Below are 15,794 nucleotides of genomic sequence, written 5' to 3' on the forward strand. Positions count from 1 at the left end.
GGGTTCGTTGCCGGATTCCACGAATGTGATTTTTCCCACGCGGAATCGGTGTGCGGCGGTTCCATCGATTTGATTGCTTACAGTCTCCTTAAAAATCGATTTTCTTGATCGTTCGGCGTGCGATTATTCCGGCTCCCATCCAATCGGAACAGGGAACCGGATCATGGCTCGCCACGCATATAGCCCCCTCGCACTTCTCCTCCTGTCCGGCGCGGCTCCCGCTCTCGCGCAGAGCGCCGCCACTCCCGACACACAGGTCGAAACCCGCATGACGACGGCCGCCGCACCGATGGCGGCGCGCAAGACCACCGCCTTCCAGGCTGCCGCCACGGGCGATGCCGCCCCGCAGATGACGCGCGACAATGGCGCGCCGATCGGCTCGAACCGCAATTCGCTGGCGGCGGGCGATACCGGCCCGGTCCTGCTGGAAGACACGACGTTGATCGAAAAGCTCGCCCGCTTCGATCGCGAGCGTATGCCGGAACGCGTCGTCCACGCGCGCGGCACGGGCGCGCTCGGCATGTTCCACGCCACCGCCGACATCTCGGGCATCACCAAGGCCAGCCTGTTCGCGCCCGGCAAGGACACGCCGGTGTTCGTGCGCTTCTCCACCGTGATCCACCCCTCGGGCAGCCCGGAAGGTCTGCGCGATCCGCATGGCTTCGCGGTGAAATTCTACACCGATCAGGGCAATTGGGATCTGGTGGGCAACAATCTGCCGATCTTCTTCATCCGCGATGCGATCCAGTTTCCGGACATGATCCATTCGCTGAAGCCGTCGCCGGTGACGAACAAGCAGGATCCGAACCGCTTCTTCGAATTCTTCTCGGGCACGCCCGAGGCGACCAACATGCTGGTGCATGTCTATTCGAACCTCGGCACGCCGGCATCCTATCGCACGATGGACGGCAACGGCGTTCACGCCTTCAAGCTGGTCAACGCGCAGGGCCATACCGTCTTCGCCAAGTTCCGCTGGATCAGCCATCAGGGCGTGAAGAGCCTGAATGGCGATGCCGCGAGCAAGGCGCCCTTCAACTTCCTGACCGACGATCTCTATGGCGAGATCAATGCGGGCCATTTCCCCGTCTGGGACCTGATGGTCCAGACGATGACGGCGGAGGAACTGGGCCAGCTCAATTACAATCCGTTCGACGACACCAAGGAGTGGCTCGGCGTCCCCTTCCGCAAGATCGGCGAGATGACGCTCAACAAGGTGCCCGAGAATTTTTTCCGCTGGACCGAGCAGTCGGCCTTCGCGCCCGCCAATCTGGTGCCGGGCATCGAGGCGTCGCCGGATCGGATGCTGCAGGGGCGGCTCTTCTCCTATTCGGACACGCAGCGCTATCGCGTGGGCGCGAACGTGATGGACTTGCCGGTCAATCGGCCGCGCGTGGCGGTGGTGAACAATTATCAGGATGGCCAGCTGGATGCGGCCACGGGGCAGGTCGAGGTCAATTACTTCCCGTCGGTGACGACGAAGAAGGCGATCGATCCCAGCTTCGCGCCGACGCCCTACAAGATCGATGCGATCGTGCAGACCGCGCCCATCTCGAAGACCGAGCCGTTCGATCAGGCGGGCGCCTTCTATCGGTCGCTGAAGCCGGCGGACAAGGCCGACCTGATCAAGAATCTGGCAGGCGATCTGGGTGACGTCACCTCGCTGCGGACCCGCACGATCATGGTCAGCTATTTCGCGCAGGCCGATCAGGATCTCGGCAGCCGTCTGGCCAAGGCCGTGAACGTGCCGATGGCCGACGTGACCAAGGCGATCGACGACTACAAGGCGTCGGCCGACGCCCGGTATGCGGGCAAGTGATGCTCGGGCTGGTGATCGGGGCGGCGCTTGCCGGCGCGGCCCCGGCTCCCGCGACGGCGCTGCCGCCGCCCGAGCGCCGGCAGGAGCTGCTGTTCGAGGCGGCGAAGCTGGGCCGCACCGATCTGATCCCCCTGCTGGTCCAGAACGGCGCCGATGTGAACGCTTATGAGGCGCGCGGTTTCACCCCGCTGATTCTCGCCGCCTATAATGGGCAGGCGGCGGCGGTGGAGGCGCTGATCGCGGCGGGCGCGGATCCCTGCAAGCCCGACGCGAACCAGGGCAATACCGCGCAGATGGGCGTGGCCTTCAAGGGCGACGACGCCATCGCCGCCCGCCTTCTCAAGGCCAGCTGCGACGTCAACGTTCGCAACAAGGCCGGGCAGACCGCCCTCATGATGGCCGCCCTGTTCGGACGGACGCGGCAGATCGACATGCTGGTGAAGGCGGGCGCGGATCCTGCGATCGCCGATGCCTCCGGGCGCACCGCGTCGTCGGTGGCGGCCTCGCAGGGCAATACCGAGCTGGCGAGCCGCCTGAGCGCCGCACCAAGATAGGCGCGGGACAGTGGAGCACGACGCGTCCCCCCTGCGCGTCGGCCCCCGCACTCCACCCCCGCGCCGGGCCCTGCTCCCGCCTCAGGCGGTGAGCGGGGCCAACCTGCGGCGCCGGCGCAGCGCCGTGCCCGTCGCCAGAAAGCCCGTGATCATCATCGCCCACGTCGCCGGTTCGGGAGCGTCGCTCGTGCGCGTCGGACCATATGTGTAGGTGAGCGTGCCATCGAAGCTCGAATCGGCGCTGCCGAAAGCGTAGATATTGGCATAGGTTCGCGCCTGGATCGGATCGGTGCTCGTGAACAGGGCCAGTATTTCCGGATCCTCGATATGGCGCACGAACGTATCGACATAGGTCAGGCTGCAGAATGTGCCGCAGGGCATGGACGCCGTGCCCGAAACATCGATCGTGAAGTTGGCCGGGGTGGACATGTTCTGACGGTCGAACGCGAAGGTGATGTAGCCGGCGATATTGGGATGATCGGGTGACGCCCGAAACGACGCATGGACGTTAAAGACCAGATCGATCGAGAGCAGATCGTTGCCGCTGAAATGGTCGATCGGCTGGCCTGATTGCGACGACGAGACATGAACATCCTGTACGATCGTCGCGGCCAAGGCGGGACGGGCGCAGACCTGCGCGATCAGCAGGATCCCCGCCAATCGGATCAAACGGCTGACCATGCGGTGAAACGGTCGTGGCGAGCGGTTCATCCGCGATCCGCCTGTGCCGAAATGATCGCGATTGGACGCTCGTGCCATCAACTCTGCTCCCCGATTGGGCGTGGAGTATGGCGTCGCCGTCCACGCTGCGCGGGTATGTTCATGCCAACAGAGCAACCTGTTCGCTTGGCTGACAGCGCGATCGGCCGGGACGACAGCGCAAAGTGTCTCTTATCGGCGATTTCAGGAACGGATTGGCAAGGATGCGCGCGCCGGTTACGCTTCGTCGCAGGGCAGTTTGCGTGAGTCAGGTCGCGTATGAGCCAGCCGCCGTCCGACATCGTTCACCTGTCGCTGGATGGCGAGGATCCCCGCCATCAGACGGCGTTGCTCGGCGACGTGATGGGGCGCCAGCTGGCGGGCGGGGCCGTCACGGTCCATGCCGACCACCGGCCGAGCGCCGACTGGAAGGTGGCGATGCTGGCGCCGGGCGTGGCGCTGGCGCGGGGCCGCCAGGGGCATATCACCGCGACGCGGGACGCCGCGTATCTGGCCGATGGCGACGCCGATTTCTCGATCTTCTGGGTTCACAGGGGCGCGGTGCCGTTCGAGCAGAATGATCGCCGCGTCCGGCTGGGGCCGAGCGAGGCACTGCTGGTCGCGCACGGCCGGCCGGTTTCCAGCAGTTGGGGCGAGAGCGAGTTTTCGGTGTTGCGCCTGCCGCGTGACGCCTTGCCGGGATCGGGCCGTTACGATCGGGCGGGCGGGCTCACCATATCGCTCGATACGATGGCGGGGCGGCTGCTGACCTCCTATGCCGAGACGGTCTGGACGATGCTGCAGGCGGCGCCGGTGCCCGCCTTCGTCGAGCGGCATCTGGCCGAGCTGGCCGGCGCCGCGATCGAGGAATCGGCCGGGCGTGATGCGGGTCCGCCGGGCGAGGGGCTGCGGGCGGCGCGGCTGGCGCGGATGCGCGAGATCGTCCGGCAGCATGCGGGCAATGCCGCGCTCGGCATGGCGGAGGTGGCCCGGCAGATCGGCCTGTCCGAGCGCGCCGGCTATCAGCTGTTCGAAGACGGGCAGGAGAGTTTCAGCGAACTGCTCTACGCGACGCGCCTCGATCGCGCGCGGGAGCTGCTGGCGGATGGCTATGCGGGGCGGATCCTCGATCTGGCGCTGGAGGTCGGCTTTTCGGACCTGTCCCATTTCAATCGCCGCTTTCGCCGGCGTTTCGGTTTCACGCCGTCCGATGCGCGGCATCCTCGGGCGTCATAGCCCGAACGGCCACACCTCCTGCACCGTCTTACCCAGTATCTGGGCGCGATCCTCGGGCGGGAGCCAGTCGAGATGGTCGCGATAGAGCGCGACGATGTCGGCATAGCCGCGATAGGGCAGGGAGACGGGCCAGTCCGTCCCCCACATCAACCTCTTCGGGCCGAAGGCGGCGACGAGGCGCTTCAACGGGTCGGTCATGTCGGCATAAGGATAAGGCGCGCGCGACAGCGACCAGAGGTGCGAGATCTTCACGAAGACGCGCGGATAGCGCGCGAGCGCCAGCAGCAGGCGCAGATCGTCCGGACGATCAGGGCGGATGTCGGCCATATGATCGATCACCACCGTGAGATCGGGATTGGCCTCGATCAGCGAGTGAAGCTGGGGCAGGCGCGGTGCTTCGGTCAGCACCGTCATCGGCACCTTCAGCTCCGCGCAGCGACGCCACAGGGGCGGCATCAGCGGGCCCGTTATCCAGTCATAAGCGGGCGCCGCATAAGGGCTGATGCGGACGCCGTGAAAGCCCTGCTCGGTGACGAGGCGGGAGAGCGTGTCGGGCGCGGTCGGATCCTCCGGGTTCACGCGGCAGACGCCGAGGAATTTGCCCGGATGGCGCTTCAGCGCATCGGCCAGATAGCCATTGTCCCACTGATAATGAATCACCTGGATCAGCACGATGCGGGCGACATGGTTCGCGACCATCAGCTCCAGCAGCGTCTCGGCACTGGCGTCTTCGGCGGGGACCTTGCGCCCGGCCGCGAAGGGGAAGCGCGGATCGTGCTTCCAGACATGGACGTGAGAGTCGATCAGGAGAGGCGCGCAGGGCCGGGCGACAGCGGGCAGGGCGGTCAAGGCGAACGGGACCGCTGCCGCCTTCAGAAGATCGCGTCGATCGAGAGACACGTTCGCTCGCTCCCCAAACGAAAAGGGCGCCCCGTTGCCGAGGCGCCCATCGTGATCGTCGGATCTGCCGTCGCTCAGCGCGCGCCGGCCGGGGCCGCGCCGGTCTTGGGCGGCGGCGCGACCGTGATCAGGATGTCCTCGCCCGAACGGCCGGGGAAGCCCGTGAACATCGCGTCGATCAGGTTCGGCACCACGACCGGCAGGCTGTCCGTCGTCGAGCGCGCGCGGGCGCGACCCTCGAACAGCACCTTGCCGTCCTCGGCGCGGTTGATCCGCATCACGAGGTGGCTGACATAATAAGTGTAGCTGTTGACCTCGGGATAGCCGAACGGCGAACCCCAGAAGGGATCGCCCCAGCCATAGCCCCAGCCGCGGCCATAGAAACCACGACCGCCGAAGCCGCCATAGCCCCATCCACCGAAGCCGCCATAGCCACCGAAGCCGCCATAGCCGAGGCCCGGCGTGGTCACGACCTTCTCATGGCCATTGTCGATGCCGTAATCGAGATTGACGATCATGGTCGGCTTGCCGCTCTCGACCTGATGATAGCCCTGCTGGATCAGGCGCCCGGCGACGAGCTGCGCATAATGGCTGAATTCCAGGCCGCCCTGCATCTGCGGATCGGCCGCCTGGACCAGGAAGGTCTGGCCTTCCGGCGCAGGCATCATCTGGAAGCGCGAGACATCCGCGCGGAACGGCGTGGCGCAGCCGCCGAGCGCCAGAAGCGCGACCGGAGCGGCAAGGGCGAGAAGCGAACGGCGGATCGACATGGAAGTATCCTGACTTGGTCGGCGGGGCGTGAGCCCAACCGGCTGAACCGAGTTTGAACGTTTTACGAACATCGGAGTTGCTCCGTTCGTCGCCCGCCCCATCACAGGCGAAACGATATCCGGTGCCGGGCGGCAGGGAAATGCCAATGCGATGAACCGCTGCGGCCCCTGAAACGGGACAGGAGAAGAGGATGCCACGCTTCGCTCGCACCATGTTCGTGATCGCGTCGCTCTCGCCCGGCATTCCGGCCGTGGCGCAGGATGTGGCGGAGAGGACGCCGTGGGGCGTCGAATCCCGATTCCCGATCGAGCAGCGCGCGTTCGCGTTCCGCAATGATGGAGCAGAGCTCCGAGGCACGCTCTTCCTGCCACGCGGCGGTCGCAATCTGCCGGTCGTGATCGCCTTTCACGGGGCGGCCGCCCCGTCCGCAGATCATCCGCTCTACGGGCATCTCAAGGCGATGCTGCCGCCGCTGGGCGTGGCCGTGCTCGTCTTCGATCGCCGGGGCACGGGGCGTTCGACCGGGGACGATGCGCGCAAGAGCGATTTCGATCTGCTCGCCTCGGACGGTGTCGCCGCGTTCCGCGCGCTGGCGGCCGATCCGCGCTTCGATCCCCGGAGGATCGGCTTCTGGGGCCTGAGCCAGGGAGGCTGGCTGACCCTTCTGGCCGCGGCGAAGGAGCCGCGCGCGGCCTTCGCCGTCGCGGTGTCGGCGCCGATGGCGGGCGCCGACGTGCAGATGAACTATGCGGTCGGGAACGTGATGCGGATCAAGGGTTATCCGCAGGCGGAGATCGACCGGGCTCTCGCGGCGCGGCGCGGCGTCGATCGCTATGTGCGGGGGCAGGCGGATCGCGCATCTGCCGAGCGCCTGTATCGCGATGCCGAGAAGCAGCCCTGGTGGCGTGACAGCTACCTTGCCGGAAATCTCGACGATCCGACCTGGAAGGGACAGATGGCGGCCGATCCGCTCCGCGCGCTCGACGGATCGCGCATGCCGACTTTGATGGTCTTCGGGCAGGCCGATCCCTGGGTGCCGGTCGCGCCCGCACTGGCGGCGCTCGACGCGACGGCGGCGAAGCATCCCAACGTCACGCTCCGCGTGATCGACGGCGCGGATCATTCGATGATGCTGGGCGTGAGCCCGCAGGGGCAGATCGATCCGGCGAACTTCGGCAAGCTCGCGCCCGATGCACCCGCTTATTTCGGGCTGCTGGCGAGTTGGCTTACCGAACGCGGGATCGTGGCGGCGAAGCGCTGAGGGGAGGTCCGGCTCCGCAGGCGCTCTAGAGACCCATCGCCTCGTACGTTGCAGCCAGAGTGGGGGCCGCCAGCGCGCGCGCCTTCTCGGCGCCCTTGGCGAGCAGCCGATCCAGTTCGGCGGGATCGCCCTGCAATTCCTTCAGGCGCGCGGCGATCGGGGAGAGCTTAGCCACCGCCAGATCGGCCAGTGCCGGCTTGAAGCTGCCGAAGCCCTGTCCGCCGAACTGCGCCAGCACGCTCGCGACGTCCGTGCCCGCCAGCGCCGCATAGATATCGACGAGGTTCTTGGCCTCGGCGCGGCCTTCGAGGCCGGTCGCCTCGGACGGAAGCGGCTCGGGATCGGTCTTCGCCTTGCGCAGCTTGGCGGCGATCGTGTCGGCATCGTCGGTCAGGTTGATGCGCGCCATGTCGGACGGATCGGACTTGGACATCTTCGCGCTGCCGTCGCGCAGGCTCATGATCCGCGCCGCGTCGGGCGGGATCATCGGCTCGGGCAGGGTGAACAGCTCCACGCCATAATCGGTGTTGAACTTGGTCGCGATGTCGCGCGCCAGCTCCAGATGCTGCTTCTGGTCCTGGCCGACCGGCACGTGCGTCGCCTGATACAGCAGCACGTCCGCCGCCTGCAGCACCGGATAGGTATAGAGCGCGACGCTGGCGCCCTCGCGATTCTTGCCGGATTTGTCCTTGAACTGCGTCATCCGGTTCAGCCAGCCGACGCGCGCGGTGGCGTTCAGCAGCCATTGCAGCTGGGCATGTTCGGTCACGGCCCGCTGGCGGAACAGGATCGATCGGTCGGGATCGATGCCGCAGGCGATCAAGGCGGCCGCCATCTCGCGGATGCCCTGCGCGAAGGCCTTGGGCTCCTGATACTCGCTGATCGCGTGGAGATCGGCGAGGAAGAACAGGCATTCGCCGCCTTCCGCCTCCAGCCGATCCTGCATCACCACCCAGTTGCGGATGGCGCCGAGATAATTGCCGAGGTGGAGGTTGCCCGTAGGCTGGATGCCGGAGACTGTGCGCATGGTGGCGCGGCTGTCCACCAGCCGCCCGGTCCGGTCAAGCGTCCGACGAAATGTTTCGGGTTTAACCTTCCCTAAGGGATGTTCGCTTACGCCCGTTCATCTAGCCCATACACCTTGCGACAGGCGAATGATGAGCGGTCTTAAAAGCGCGATGTTGAATTACGAGGAGGTCGGCGAGCCGCACGAACGCCGCCGCGCCGCGCGCCACACGACCGTTTTCCAGGTCGCCAAGCTCTGCACCGCCCGCTCCGAGGAATTGTGCATCCTGCGCGATATTTCGGATACCGGCCTGCGCGCCGAAATCTATTGTCATGTCGAACCCGGCGAACCCGTCGTGCTGGAGATGCGGACGGGGCATCGCCTGAACGGCACCGTCGTCTGGAATCGCGAGCCTTCGATCGGCGTGCAGTTCGATGCGCCGATCTCGGTGCCCGAGGTTCTCGCCCATTGCTCGTTCGACGACCGGATCGGGCGGATGCGTCCGCCGCGTATCGACGTCACGATGCCGGGGCTGGTCCTGTCCGGGCGCCAGCTGATCGACGTGGAGATCTGCAACATCTCCCAGGCCGGCATGAAGATCACGACGGCCGAGCCGCTTCTGGCGGGATCGGACGTGACGGTGAGGCTCGCGGGGATCGGCCAGCGCGGCGCCAAGGTGCGCTGGTTCCGGGAGGGGCAGGCGGGCCTCCAGCTCTTGCAGGCGCTGACCTATGCCGAATTCGCCGCGTGGCGCGTGGAATGCCTCGCGGAAGCCGCGCGCGGCTGAACCGCCTTTATTTCCGGCGGCGCAGCAGCTGGGCCCTGAGCTCGGCCGGGCGGAAGGCGCCGAGCGCGATCGCGGCGCCGAAATAGACGATCCCGGCCGCCGCCATCAGTCCGCCGAGCCAGAGCGCGCGTTCCACCAGCGGGCCGGTCATGTGCGGCGTCGTCCAGTCGGACACCGCCACCAGCATCGCCGCCATCGCCACGGTCGCCAGCGTGAGCCGGATCAGCGCGCGCTTCAGCCGCTCGTCGATGCGGAAATGGCCGCGCCGGTGCAGCGTGGCATACAGCAGGCCCGCATTCACCCAGGCCGAAATGGCCGTGGAAAGCGCGAGGCCGACATGCTGGAGCGGCCAGATCAGGATCAGATTGCCGATCAGATTGGCGAGCATCGCCACCAGCGCGATCCGGACCGGAGTCCTCGTGTCGGTGCGCGCGTGGAAGCCCGGCACCAGCACCTTGATCAGGATGTAGGCGGGCAGCCCCAGCGAGAAGGCCGCGAGGGCATTGGCGCTGGCGAGCGTGTCGCCCGCGGTGAAGGCGCCGTGCTGGAGCAGGGCCTGGATGATCGGAAAGGCCGCCACCATCAGCGCCGCCGTCGCGGGCAGGGTGAGAACCAGCGAGAGTTCGATCGCCCGATTCTGGGTCGTATTGGCGCCACCTGCGTCACCGCCGGCGATCTGGCGCGAGAGGCCCGGCAGCATCGCCGTGCCCACGCCGATGCCGATCAGGCCGAGCGGCAGCTGGTTCAGGCGATCGGCGTAATAGAGATAGGAAACCGCGCCCTGCGGCAAGAAGCGCGCGGCCAGGCTCGTCGAGATCAGCAGGTTGAACTGGACCGCGCCCGCGCCGAGCGCGGCGGGCCAGATGATGTGGAGCAGCTGACGCACCTTCGGATTGATGCGCGGGCGGCGCAGGCGGAGCGAGGTGCCCGCCCGTGCGCAGGCCCACATCAGCCACGCGAGCTGCGCCACGCCCGAGACGGTGACCGAGATCGCCTGGGTATAGGCCGTCTCCAGCGGTGTCGCGCCCCGGAAGAAGACGAGACCCACGATCATGCAGATGTTCAGCAGGATCGGCGCTGCGGCATTCACCCAGAAGCGGTCGACCGAATTGAGGATGCCGCCCAGCAGCGAGACGAGGCTGATCAGCGCCAGATAGGGGAAGGTGATGCGCGTGAGCGAAACCGCCAGCGCGAACTTGTCCGGCCCGCCATCGGGGAAGCCCCCCGTCATCGCCCACACGATCGGCGCGGTCGCGGCCATCATCAGGATCGTGAAGACCAGCAGGATCGGGAACAGGATCGCCAGCACTTGCTCGGCGAAATCCAGCGCGGCGGGCAGCCCGCCATCCTCGCGCCCCACTTCGCGATTGAACATCGGCACGAAGGCCGAAGCGAAGGCGCCTTCCGCGAACAAGGCGCGGAACAGATTGGGCAGGCGCCACGCGATCAGGAACGCGTCGTTGGCGAAGCCCGCGCCCACGAACTGCGCCATCAGCATGTCGCGCACGAAGCCCGCGATGCGGCTGATGAGCGTGAGGCCGCCGATCGTGGCGGTGTTGCGGACGAGGCTCATGGGTGCGGCTTACCGAAAACGGGAGCGGCGTTCACCGCTCCGTTCGTCCTGAGCCTGTCGAAGGACGGGCTATCAGCGCTGCGCCCAGCCGCCCGCGCTTCGACTTCGCTCAGCACGAACGGGTGGGACAGGCAATTCACTTGGGCCCGAGACTTGGGGGCAGGGGGTCAGGCTTCGCCGGCCGGCTCCGCGCCGGCGAGCGCGGCGGCCTGTGCGGTCTGCTGCTGATACAGCGCGCCGAAATCGATGGGATCCAGCAGCAGCGGCGGGAAATTGCCGTCGCGGATCGTCTCGGCGACGATGCGGCGCGCGAACGGGAAGAGCAGGCGCGGCGCCTCGGCATAGAGGAACGGGTGCAGCATCTCTTCCGGCACGTTCTGCGCCGCGAACAGGCCGGCATAGACCAGCTCCAGCGCGAAGGCGGTGTTGCCGCCCGAAACCGCGCGAACCTCGATCTTCATCGAGACTTCGTGCACGTTCTCGGCGGGAGAGACGGTGCCGATGTTGAACTGCACGTCGATCTGCGGCTGCTCCTGCCACTGATAGACGGCCGGCGCGTTCGGATTCTCGAAAGAGAGATCCTTCACATATTGCGTGATAAGGCCGAGCTGCGGGCCGGCGTCGACGCCGTTCGCCTGCGGATCCACGTTGAAGCCGGTCTGCGCGAAATCTTCGGCCATCGCCACTTGCTTTCCTGTTCTGAAATGTCGGAAGGCGTCGTCTTCGAACGACGCGGCCGGGCGCTAGCAGCCCAGACGGAACAGGGCAATCTGGAACCGGCCGGGTGGTGTCATCGTATAGATGGCAGGAAATTTGAATATGACGCGACGTCGGCCTATGTTGGGTAACAGGCGTCGCGATTTCGGTGCTGGCAGGAGGCTGGGTGACCACGGTAATCGTTCTTGCAATGGTATTTGTTTTCGTCGCCCTGCGCCTCTGGAGCGTGCTGGGGCGGCGGACGGGCCATGAGCAGACCCTCACCAAGCCGCTGGAGCGCGTTCCCGCAGCGCGCCCGAGCGTGCCCCTCCCGCTGCCGGGCAAGGATCAGACGGTGGTGGCCGGACAGGAACTGTCCAGCGCGCCCGCCGCGAATGCGGGGCTGCGCGCCATCGCGTCCGCCGATCCGAAGTTCGATGTCGTCCACTTCGTGGATGGCGCGAAGGGCGCCTATCGCATGATCCTCGAAGCCTTCTGGCGCGGGGACGAGGAAGAGCTGCGCCAGCTGGTCGATGGCGAGGTGGCGGATGCGTTCACCTCCGCGATCGTCGAGCGCAAGGCGGCCGGCCATGTGCTGGATAACCGGCTCGTCACGATCGAGAACGCCCAGATCGAGGATGCGACCGTCGATGGGCAGACCGCCCATATCCGGATGCGGTTCGATGCCGATATCGCCGCCGTCACGCGCGATGCCGACGGTCATGTGATCGCCGGCTCGCTGACCGATGCCGTGCCGACGCACGATGTTTGGACGTTCAGCCGGGCGCTGCGCTCGCCCGATCCGAACTGGACGCTGACCGAGACCGACGAAGCCATCTGAGTCGCGGCCGACACCGCGTGCTCAGCATGAATTTCCGCAAGGTCGCCGCGCTGGCGATGCTGCTGGCGCTTGCCGCCTGCGCAGGATCGCCCAAGCCACGGCGGCCGGTCGCGCCCCCGGCGCGTCCGTCTCATCCCACCCGCCCGGCGACGCCGCCGGCCCGTCCGCAGCCGGCCGGCCCCCAGACGGCGGCCGAACTGGGCGTCGAGCGTGGCCCCGCCGTCGATACGCTCGGCCTCACGCCCGAAAATGCCCGCAGGGCGATGGCGGCGTTCCGCACGTCCTGCCCCGTGCTGGTGCGCCGCACCGACGGGAGCGGACTGACGCTGCCGCAGGACTGGCGCGACGCGTGCGACGACGCGATGGGACGGCTCGACGTGGATGGCCCGGCCTTCTTCGCGCAATGGTTCGAAACGGCGATCGTGGGCGACGGCAAGGCCTTCGCCACCGGCTATTACGAACCCGAGATCGCAGGTTCGCGCACGCACATTCCCGGTTACGACACGCCCGTCTATCGCCGCCCGCCCGATCTGGTGGATGTCGATCCGGGCACGGCCGGCACGGTGACGTCGGGCAAGAAGCAGCGCGGCCGCATCGTCGACGGCCGCTTTCAGCTCTATCATGATCGTGCCGCGATCGAGGGTGGCGCGCTCGCCGATCAGGGGCTGGAGATCGCCTGGGCGCGCGATCCGATCGAATTCTTCTTCCTGCAGATCCAGGGCTCCGGCCGCCTGATCCAGCCCGACGGCACGGTGATGCGGATCGGCTATGACGGGCAGAATGGCCGCGAATATGTCGGCATCGGCAAGGTGATGCGGGATCGCGGGCTGATCGGGCCGGGCACCGATTATGCCACATCGATGCAGGGCATGATGGGCTGGCTGCGCGGCCATCCCGGCGATGCGGACGATATCCTCAATACGAACAAGAGCTTCGTTTTCTTCAAGGAACTGATCGGGGCGGGGCCGCTCGGTGCGCTGGGCGTGCCGGTGACGGGCCGGGGCAGCGTGGCGGCCGATCCGAAGTTCATCCCGCTCGGCGCGCCGATCCTGCTCTCGCTCGACCGGCCCGAGGCGAGCGGTCTGTGGGTGGCGCAGGATACGGGCGGCGCGATCAAGGGCGCCAATCGGGTCGATACCTTCTGGGGCGCGGGCGTCGCGGCGCGGACGACGGCGGGCGGCATGTCCGGCCGGGGCAAGGCGTGGCTGCTGCTGCCGAAGGGCGCGATCACGCGGATGGCATTGCGCAAGGATGGCGTGCGGGGCGGCAGTGCGCGATCGCAGGCTGACCGCTGAGGAGCGCACCTTATGGTCGCGCGTGGCGGCGACCGTGCGCCCGCTCGGCAAGCGGGTGCGCCTTGAGGTAGATGCGCCGCTCCTGGCCGAGGAAATCGAGATCATCCGCGCCGCGCCCGCCCCGCGCGCATCCGCCCCGCACCCGGCGCAGCCCACCGCGCGGGCCGTGCCGGGCGAAACGCTCGACGGTGGCTGGGACAAGAGGCTCGCGCGCGGGCTGGTCGCGCCGGATCGCTCGATCGACCTGCACGGCCACAATCTGGCGGGCGCGCATGCGGCGCTGGATCAGGCGCTCGCCCGTGCGATCGCGGACGGCGCGCGCCTGCTGCTGATCGTCACCGGGCGCCCGCCCCGACGCGGCGATATCGAGCCCAAGCGCGGCCTGATCCGGGCGAGCATCGGCGATTGGCTCGCGCTCTCGCCGCATGCCGGGCGCATCGCGGCCGTCCGAAACGCCCATCCGCGCCACGGCGGGGCGGGGGCGCTCTACGTGGTGCTGCGGCGGAAAAGGTAGCGGAGCGTCGTCCGGTACGACTTCAGTTCGCCAGTGCCCGCCGGATGATCGTCGCGTAGATGTCCGCCAGCATATGCAGATCGGGAATGGCGACCGCCTCGTCCAATTTGTGCATCGTCGCGTTGAGCAGGCCGAATTCCACCGTCGGCGCGATCGTCGAGAGGAAGCGCGCGTCGGAGGTGCCCCCGCTGGTCGACAGCTCGGGCGCGAGGCCGGTCGCATCGCTGATCGCGTCGGCCACCAGCGTGGAGAGCGGGCCGGGCGCCGTCAGGAAGGCTTCGCCCGAGATGCGCGCGGTCAGCGTCGCTTCCGGCGCATGGCCGGCGACGATCTCGCGCACCTGCTCGATCAGATCCCCGCCGCGATACGTATCGTTGAAGCGGATGTTGAGTCGCGCGCGGGCATGGCCGGGGATCACGTTGGCCGCCGGATTGTCGGCCGCGATCTCGGTGATCTCCAGATTGGACGGCTGGAACCAGTCGGTGCCGGGATCGAGCGGCATGGCGGACAAAGCCGTCAGGACCGAGGCGAGGGCCGGGATCGGATTGCTGGCGAGGTGGGGGTAGGCGACATGGCCCTGCACGCCCGGCACCTCGATCCACATGTTCACCGAACCGCGCCGGCCGATCTTGATCGTGTCGCCCAGCCGCGCCGACGAGGTCGGTTCGCCGACCAGGATCATGTCCGGGCGGATGTCCTTTTCGGCCATCCATGCCATCAGCGCCTTGGTGCCGTAGGTGGCGGGGCCTTCCTCGTCGCCGGTGATGATCAGGCTGAGCGTGCCGTCGTCCGGCTGCCCGCGCGAGGCGGCGGCCACGAACGCGCCGATCGCGCCCTTCATGTCGACCGCGCCGCGCCCGTAGAGCAATTCGCCGCGCACCGTGGGGGTGAAGGCGTCGCTCTCCCAGCCTTCGCCCGGCGGCACCACATCCGTATGTCCGGCGAAGGCGAAGTGCCGCCCGCCGTTCCCGCGCGTGGCGAAGAGATTGGCGATCGGCCCGTCCGGCGCCTCGCCATGATGGAAACGATGCACCTCGAAGCCGATGCTCGTTAGCGCGTCCGCCAGCACGGCCTGCGTCCCGCCATCGGCGGGCGTCACGCTGTTGCAGGCGAGAAGCTGCGTGGTGAAGTCGAGGGGATCGATTTCGGGCATCAGGCGACCGGCTGCTCGAACCGCTCGATCACCCAGGGTTCGTCCTGCGCGGCGGCCAGCCAGTCCGCCATGAACGGGTGGGTCAGCACGGCCGTGCCATAGACGGCGGCGAAGCGGGGGATGGGGAGCGAATAGGTGATGAAGCGGGTGATGACCGGCGCGAACATGATGTCCGCCGCCGAGAATTGACCGAACAGAAAGGGGCCGCCCGCGCCCCAGCGCGAGCGCGCCTCGGCCCAGAGCGATACCACGCGCTCGATGTCGGCGGCGGCTTCGGGGCTGACGGGCGCCGCCGGAAAGGAACGGCGCACGTTCATGCTGTAATTGCGGCGCAGCGCCACGAAGCTGCTGTGCATCTCCGCCGCCATCGATCGCGCGCAGGCGCGGGGGGCGTCGTCCTTGGGCCAGAAAACGTCGCGGCCCACCTTGTCGGCGAGATAGTCGATGATGGCGAGGCTGTCCCACACCACCGCCTCGCCATCCCACAGGATCGGCACCTTGCCCGAGGAGGGGGCGAATTCGGCGCCCTCGCGGCGCTTGTCCCATTCGTCGTCGTAGAGCGGGACGACGATCTCCTCGAACGGCAGGCCCGATTGACGGACCGCGAGCCAGCCGCGCAGCGACCAGCTGGAATAAGCCTTGTTGCCGATGATGAGCTTGAGCATGGCCCGGCCTTTAGCGGGGCTTGGGGC

Annotated in this window: 16 protein-coding genes; 8 read left to right on the forward strand and 8 right to left on the reverse strand. The window is 67.5% G+C overall.

Annotated elements, in window-relative coordinates:
* Positions 1-163: 163 nt before the first annotated feature.
* Both HL653_RS15070 and HL653_RS15075 read left to right on the forward strand, forming a co-directional pair.
* Positions 164-1,816, forward strand: a complete 1,653-nt coding sequence (locus tag HL653_RS15070) for a catalase (protein WP_301337924.1) — start codon at positions 164-166, stop codon at positions 1,814-1,816.
* The gene (locus HL653_RS15075; protein ID WP_171747001.1) at positions 1,816-2,370 is read left to right on the forward strand and encodes an ankyrin repeat domain-containing protein; all 555 of its coding nucleotides are present in this window, start codon (positions 1,816-1,818) and stop codon (positions 2,368-2,370) included. The genes HL653_RS15070 and HL653_RS15075 overlap by 1 nt, the downstream gene beginning before the upstream one ends.
* Before the next feature lie 81 nt (positions 2,371-2,451).
* On the opposite strand, the gene HL653_RS24295 is transcribed toward HL653_RS15075, so the two are convergent.
* A complete protein-coding gene (locus tag HL653_RS24295; protein WP_253716908.1) occupies positions 2,452-3,129 on the reverse strand; it encodes a PEPxxWA-CTERM sorting domain-containing protein in 678 nt (225 codons plus the stop codon).
* Positions 3,130-3,348: 219 nt separating this feature from the next.
* On the opposite strand from HL653_RS24295, the gene HL653_RS15085 reads away from it, so the two are divergent.
* Entirely contained in the window at positions 3,349-4,305 is a 957-nt protein-coding gene (locus tag HL653_RS15085; protein WP_171745249.1) for a helix-turn-helix domain-containing protein, read from the forward strand.
* Here the strand turns inward: HL653_RS15085 and HL653_RS15090 are convergent.
* Together HL653_RS15090 and HL653_RS15095 are read right to left on the reverse strand one after the other, a co-directional pair.
* Positions 4,300-5,205 (reverse strand): amidohydrolase, encoded by a 906-nt coding sequence (locus HL653_RS15090; protein WP_216599873.1) that lies wholly within the window; start codon positions 5,203-5,205, stop codon positions 4,300-4,302. The genes HL653_RS15085 and HL653_RS15090 overlap by 6 nt on opposite strands.
* 74 nt (positions 5,206-5,279) lie before the next feature.
* Positions 5,280-5,975, reverse strand: a complete 696-nt coding sequence (locus HL653_RS15095; RefSeq protein ID WP_171745250.1) for a DUF4136 domain-containing protein — start codon at positions 5,973-5,975, stop codon at positions 5,280-5,282.
* Between the two features lie 191 nt (positions 5,976-6,166).
* On the opposite strand from HL653_RS15095, the gene HL653_RS15100 reads away from it, so the two are divergent.
* Entirely contained in the window at positions 6,167-7,237 is a 1,071-nt protein-coding gene (locus HL653_RS15100; protein ID WP_171745251.1) for a S9 family peptidase, read from the forward strand.
* Between the two features lie 25 nt (positions 7,238-7,262).
* On the opposite strand, the gene trpS is transcribed toward HL653_RS15100, so the two are convergent.
* Positions 7,263-8,264: a tryptophan--tRNA ligase gene (gene trpS, locus HL653_RS15105; RefSeq protein WP_171745252.1), complete on the reverse strand. Its 1,002-nt coding sequence runs from the start codon at positions 8,262-8,264 to the stop codon at positions 7,263-7,265.
* 127 nt (positions 8,265-8,391) lie between these two features.
* On the opposite strand from trpS, the gene HL653_RS15110 reads away from it, so the two are divergent.
* Entirely contained in the window at positions 8,392-9,030 is a 639-nt protein-coding gene (locus tag HL653_RS15110) for a PilZ domain-containing protein (protein WP_171745253.1), read from the forward strand.
* A gap of 7 nt (positions 9,031-9,037) precedes the next feature.
* Here the strand turns inward: HL653_RS15110 and murJ are convergent, their stop codons facing one another.
* Together murJ and secB are read right to left on the reverse strand one after the other, a co-directional pair.
* Positions 9,038-10,603, reverse strand: a complete 1,566-nt coding sequence (gene murJ, locus HL653_RS15115; protein WP_171745254.1) for a murein biosynthesis integral membrane protein MurJ — start codon at positions 10,601-10,603, stop codon at positions 9,038-9,040.
* Positions 10,604-10,770: 167 nt separating this feature from the next.
* A complete protein-coding gene (gene secB, locus HL653_RS15120) occupies positions 10,771-11,283 on the reverse strand; it encodes a protein-export chaperone SecB (protein ID WP_171745255.1) in 513 nt (170 codons plus the stop codon).
* Positions 11,284-11,486: 203 nt separating this feature from the next.
* On the opposite strand from secB, the gene HL653_RS15125 reads away from it, so the two are divergent.
* From HL653_RS15125 to HL653_RS15135, 3 genes are read left to right on the forward strand one after another with little or no spacing between them, the layout of a single operon-like run.
* Positions 11,487-12,140 (forward strand): Tim44/TimA family putative adaptor protein, encoded by a 654-nt coding sequence (locus HL653_RS15125; RefSeq protein ID WP_171745256.1) that lies wholly within the window; start codon positions 11,487-11,489, stop codon positions 12,138-12,140.
* 26 nt (positions 12,141-12,166) lie between these two features.
* Positions 12,167-13,435: a murein transglycosylase A gene (locus HL653_RS15130; RefSeq protein ID WP_171745257.1), complete on the forward strand. Its 1,269-nt coding sequence runs from the start codon at positions 12,167-12,169 to the stop codon at positions 13,433-13,435.
* On the forward strand, positions 13,410-13,949 hold the full coding sequence (locus HL653_RS15135; RefSeq protein WP_171745258.1) for a Smr/MutS family protein: 540 nt from the start codon (positions 13,410-13,412) through the stop codon (positions 13,947-13,949). Before HL653_RS15130 ends, HL653_RS15135 begins: the two co-directional genes overlap by 26 nt.
* 22 nt (positions 13,950-13,971) lie before the next feature.
* Here the strand turns inward: HL653_RS15135 and dapE are convergent, their stop codons facing one another.
* Entirely contained in the window at positions 13,972-15,102 is a 1,131-nt protein-coding gene (dapE, locus tag HL653_RS15140) for a succinyl-diaminopimelate desuccinylase (RefSeq protein WP_171745259.1), read from the reverse strand.
* A complete protein-coding gene (locus HL653_RS15145; RefSeq protein ID WP_171745260.1) occupies positions 15,102-15,767 on the reverse strand; it encodes a glutathione S-transferase family protein in 666 nt (221 codons plus the stop codon). The genes dapE and HL653_RS15145 overlap by 1 nt, the downstream gene beginning before the upstream one ends.
* Positions 15,768-15,794: the final 27 nt, after the last annotated feature.

It is taken from the genome of Sphingomonas sp. AP4-R1, from assembly GCF_013113735.1.
Lineage (GTDB): Bacteria > Pseudomonadota > Alphaproteobacteria > Sphingomonadales > Sphingomonadaceae > Sphingomonas_I.

Coding starts and splice junctions, on each gene's coding strand:
- HL653_RS15085 (WP_171745249.1), top strand. CDS start 3,349: ATGAGCCAGCCGCCGTCCGACATCGTTCACCTGTCGCTGGATGGCGAG.
- HL653_RS15095 (WP_171745250.1), bottom strand. CDS start 5,975: ATGTCGATCCGCCGTTCGCTTCTCGCCCTTGCCGCTCCGGTCGCGCTT.
- HL653_RS15110 (WP_171745253.1), top strand. CDS start 8,392: ATGATGAGCGGTCTTAAAAGCGCGATGTTGAATTACGAGGAGGTCGGC.
- HL653_RS15070 (WP_301337924.1), top strand. CDS start 164: ATGGCTCGCCACGCATATAGCCCCCTCGCACTTCTCCTCCTGTCCGGC.
- HL653_RS15130 (WP_171745257.1), top strand. CDS start 12,167: ATGAATTTCCGCAAGGTCGCCGCGCTGGCGATGCTGCTGGCGCTTGCC.
- murJ (WP_171745254.1), bottom strand. CDS start 10,603: ATGAGCCTCGTCCGCAACACCGCCACGATCGGCGGCCTCACGCTCATC.
- HL653_RS24295 (WP_253716908.1), bottom strand. CDS start 3,129: ATGGCACGAGCGTCCAATCGCGATCATTTCGGCACAGGCGGATCGCGG.
- secB (WP_171745255.1), bottom strand. CDS start 11,283: ATGGCCGAAGATTTCGCGCAGACCGGCTTCAACGTGGATCCGCAGGCG.
- HL653_RS15075 (WP_171747001.1), top strand. CDS start 1,816: ATGCTCGGGCTGGTGATCGGGGCGGCGCTTGCCGGCGCGGCCCCGGCT.
- HL653_RS15100 (WP_171745251.1), top strand. CDS start 6,167: ATGCCACGCTTCGCTCGCACCATGTTCGTGATCGCGTCGCTCTCGCCC.
- dapE (WP_171745259.1), bottom strand. CDS start 15,102: ATGCCCGAAATCGATCCCCTCGACTTCACCACGCAGCTTCTCGCCTGC.
- trpS (WP_171745252.1), bottom strand. CDS start 8,264: ATGCGCACAGTCTCCGGCATCCAGCCTACGGGCAACCTCCACCTCGGC.
- HL653_RS15145 (WP_171745260.1), bottom strand. CDS start 15,767: ATGCTCAAGCTCATCATCGGCAACAAGGCTTATTCCAGCTGGTCGCTG.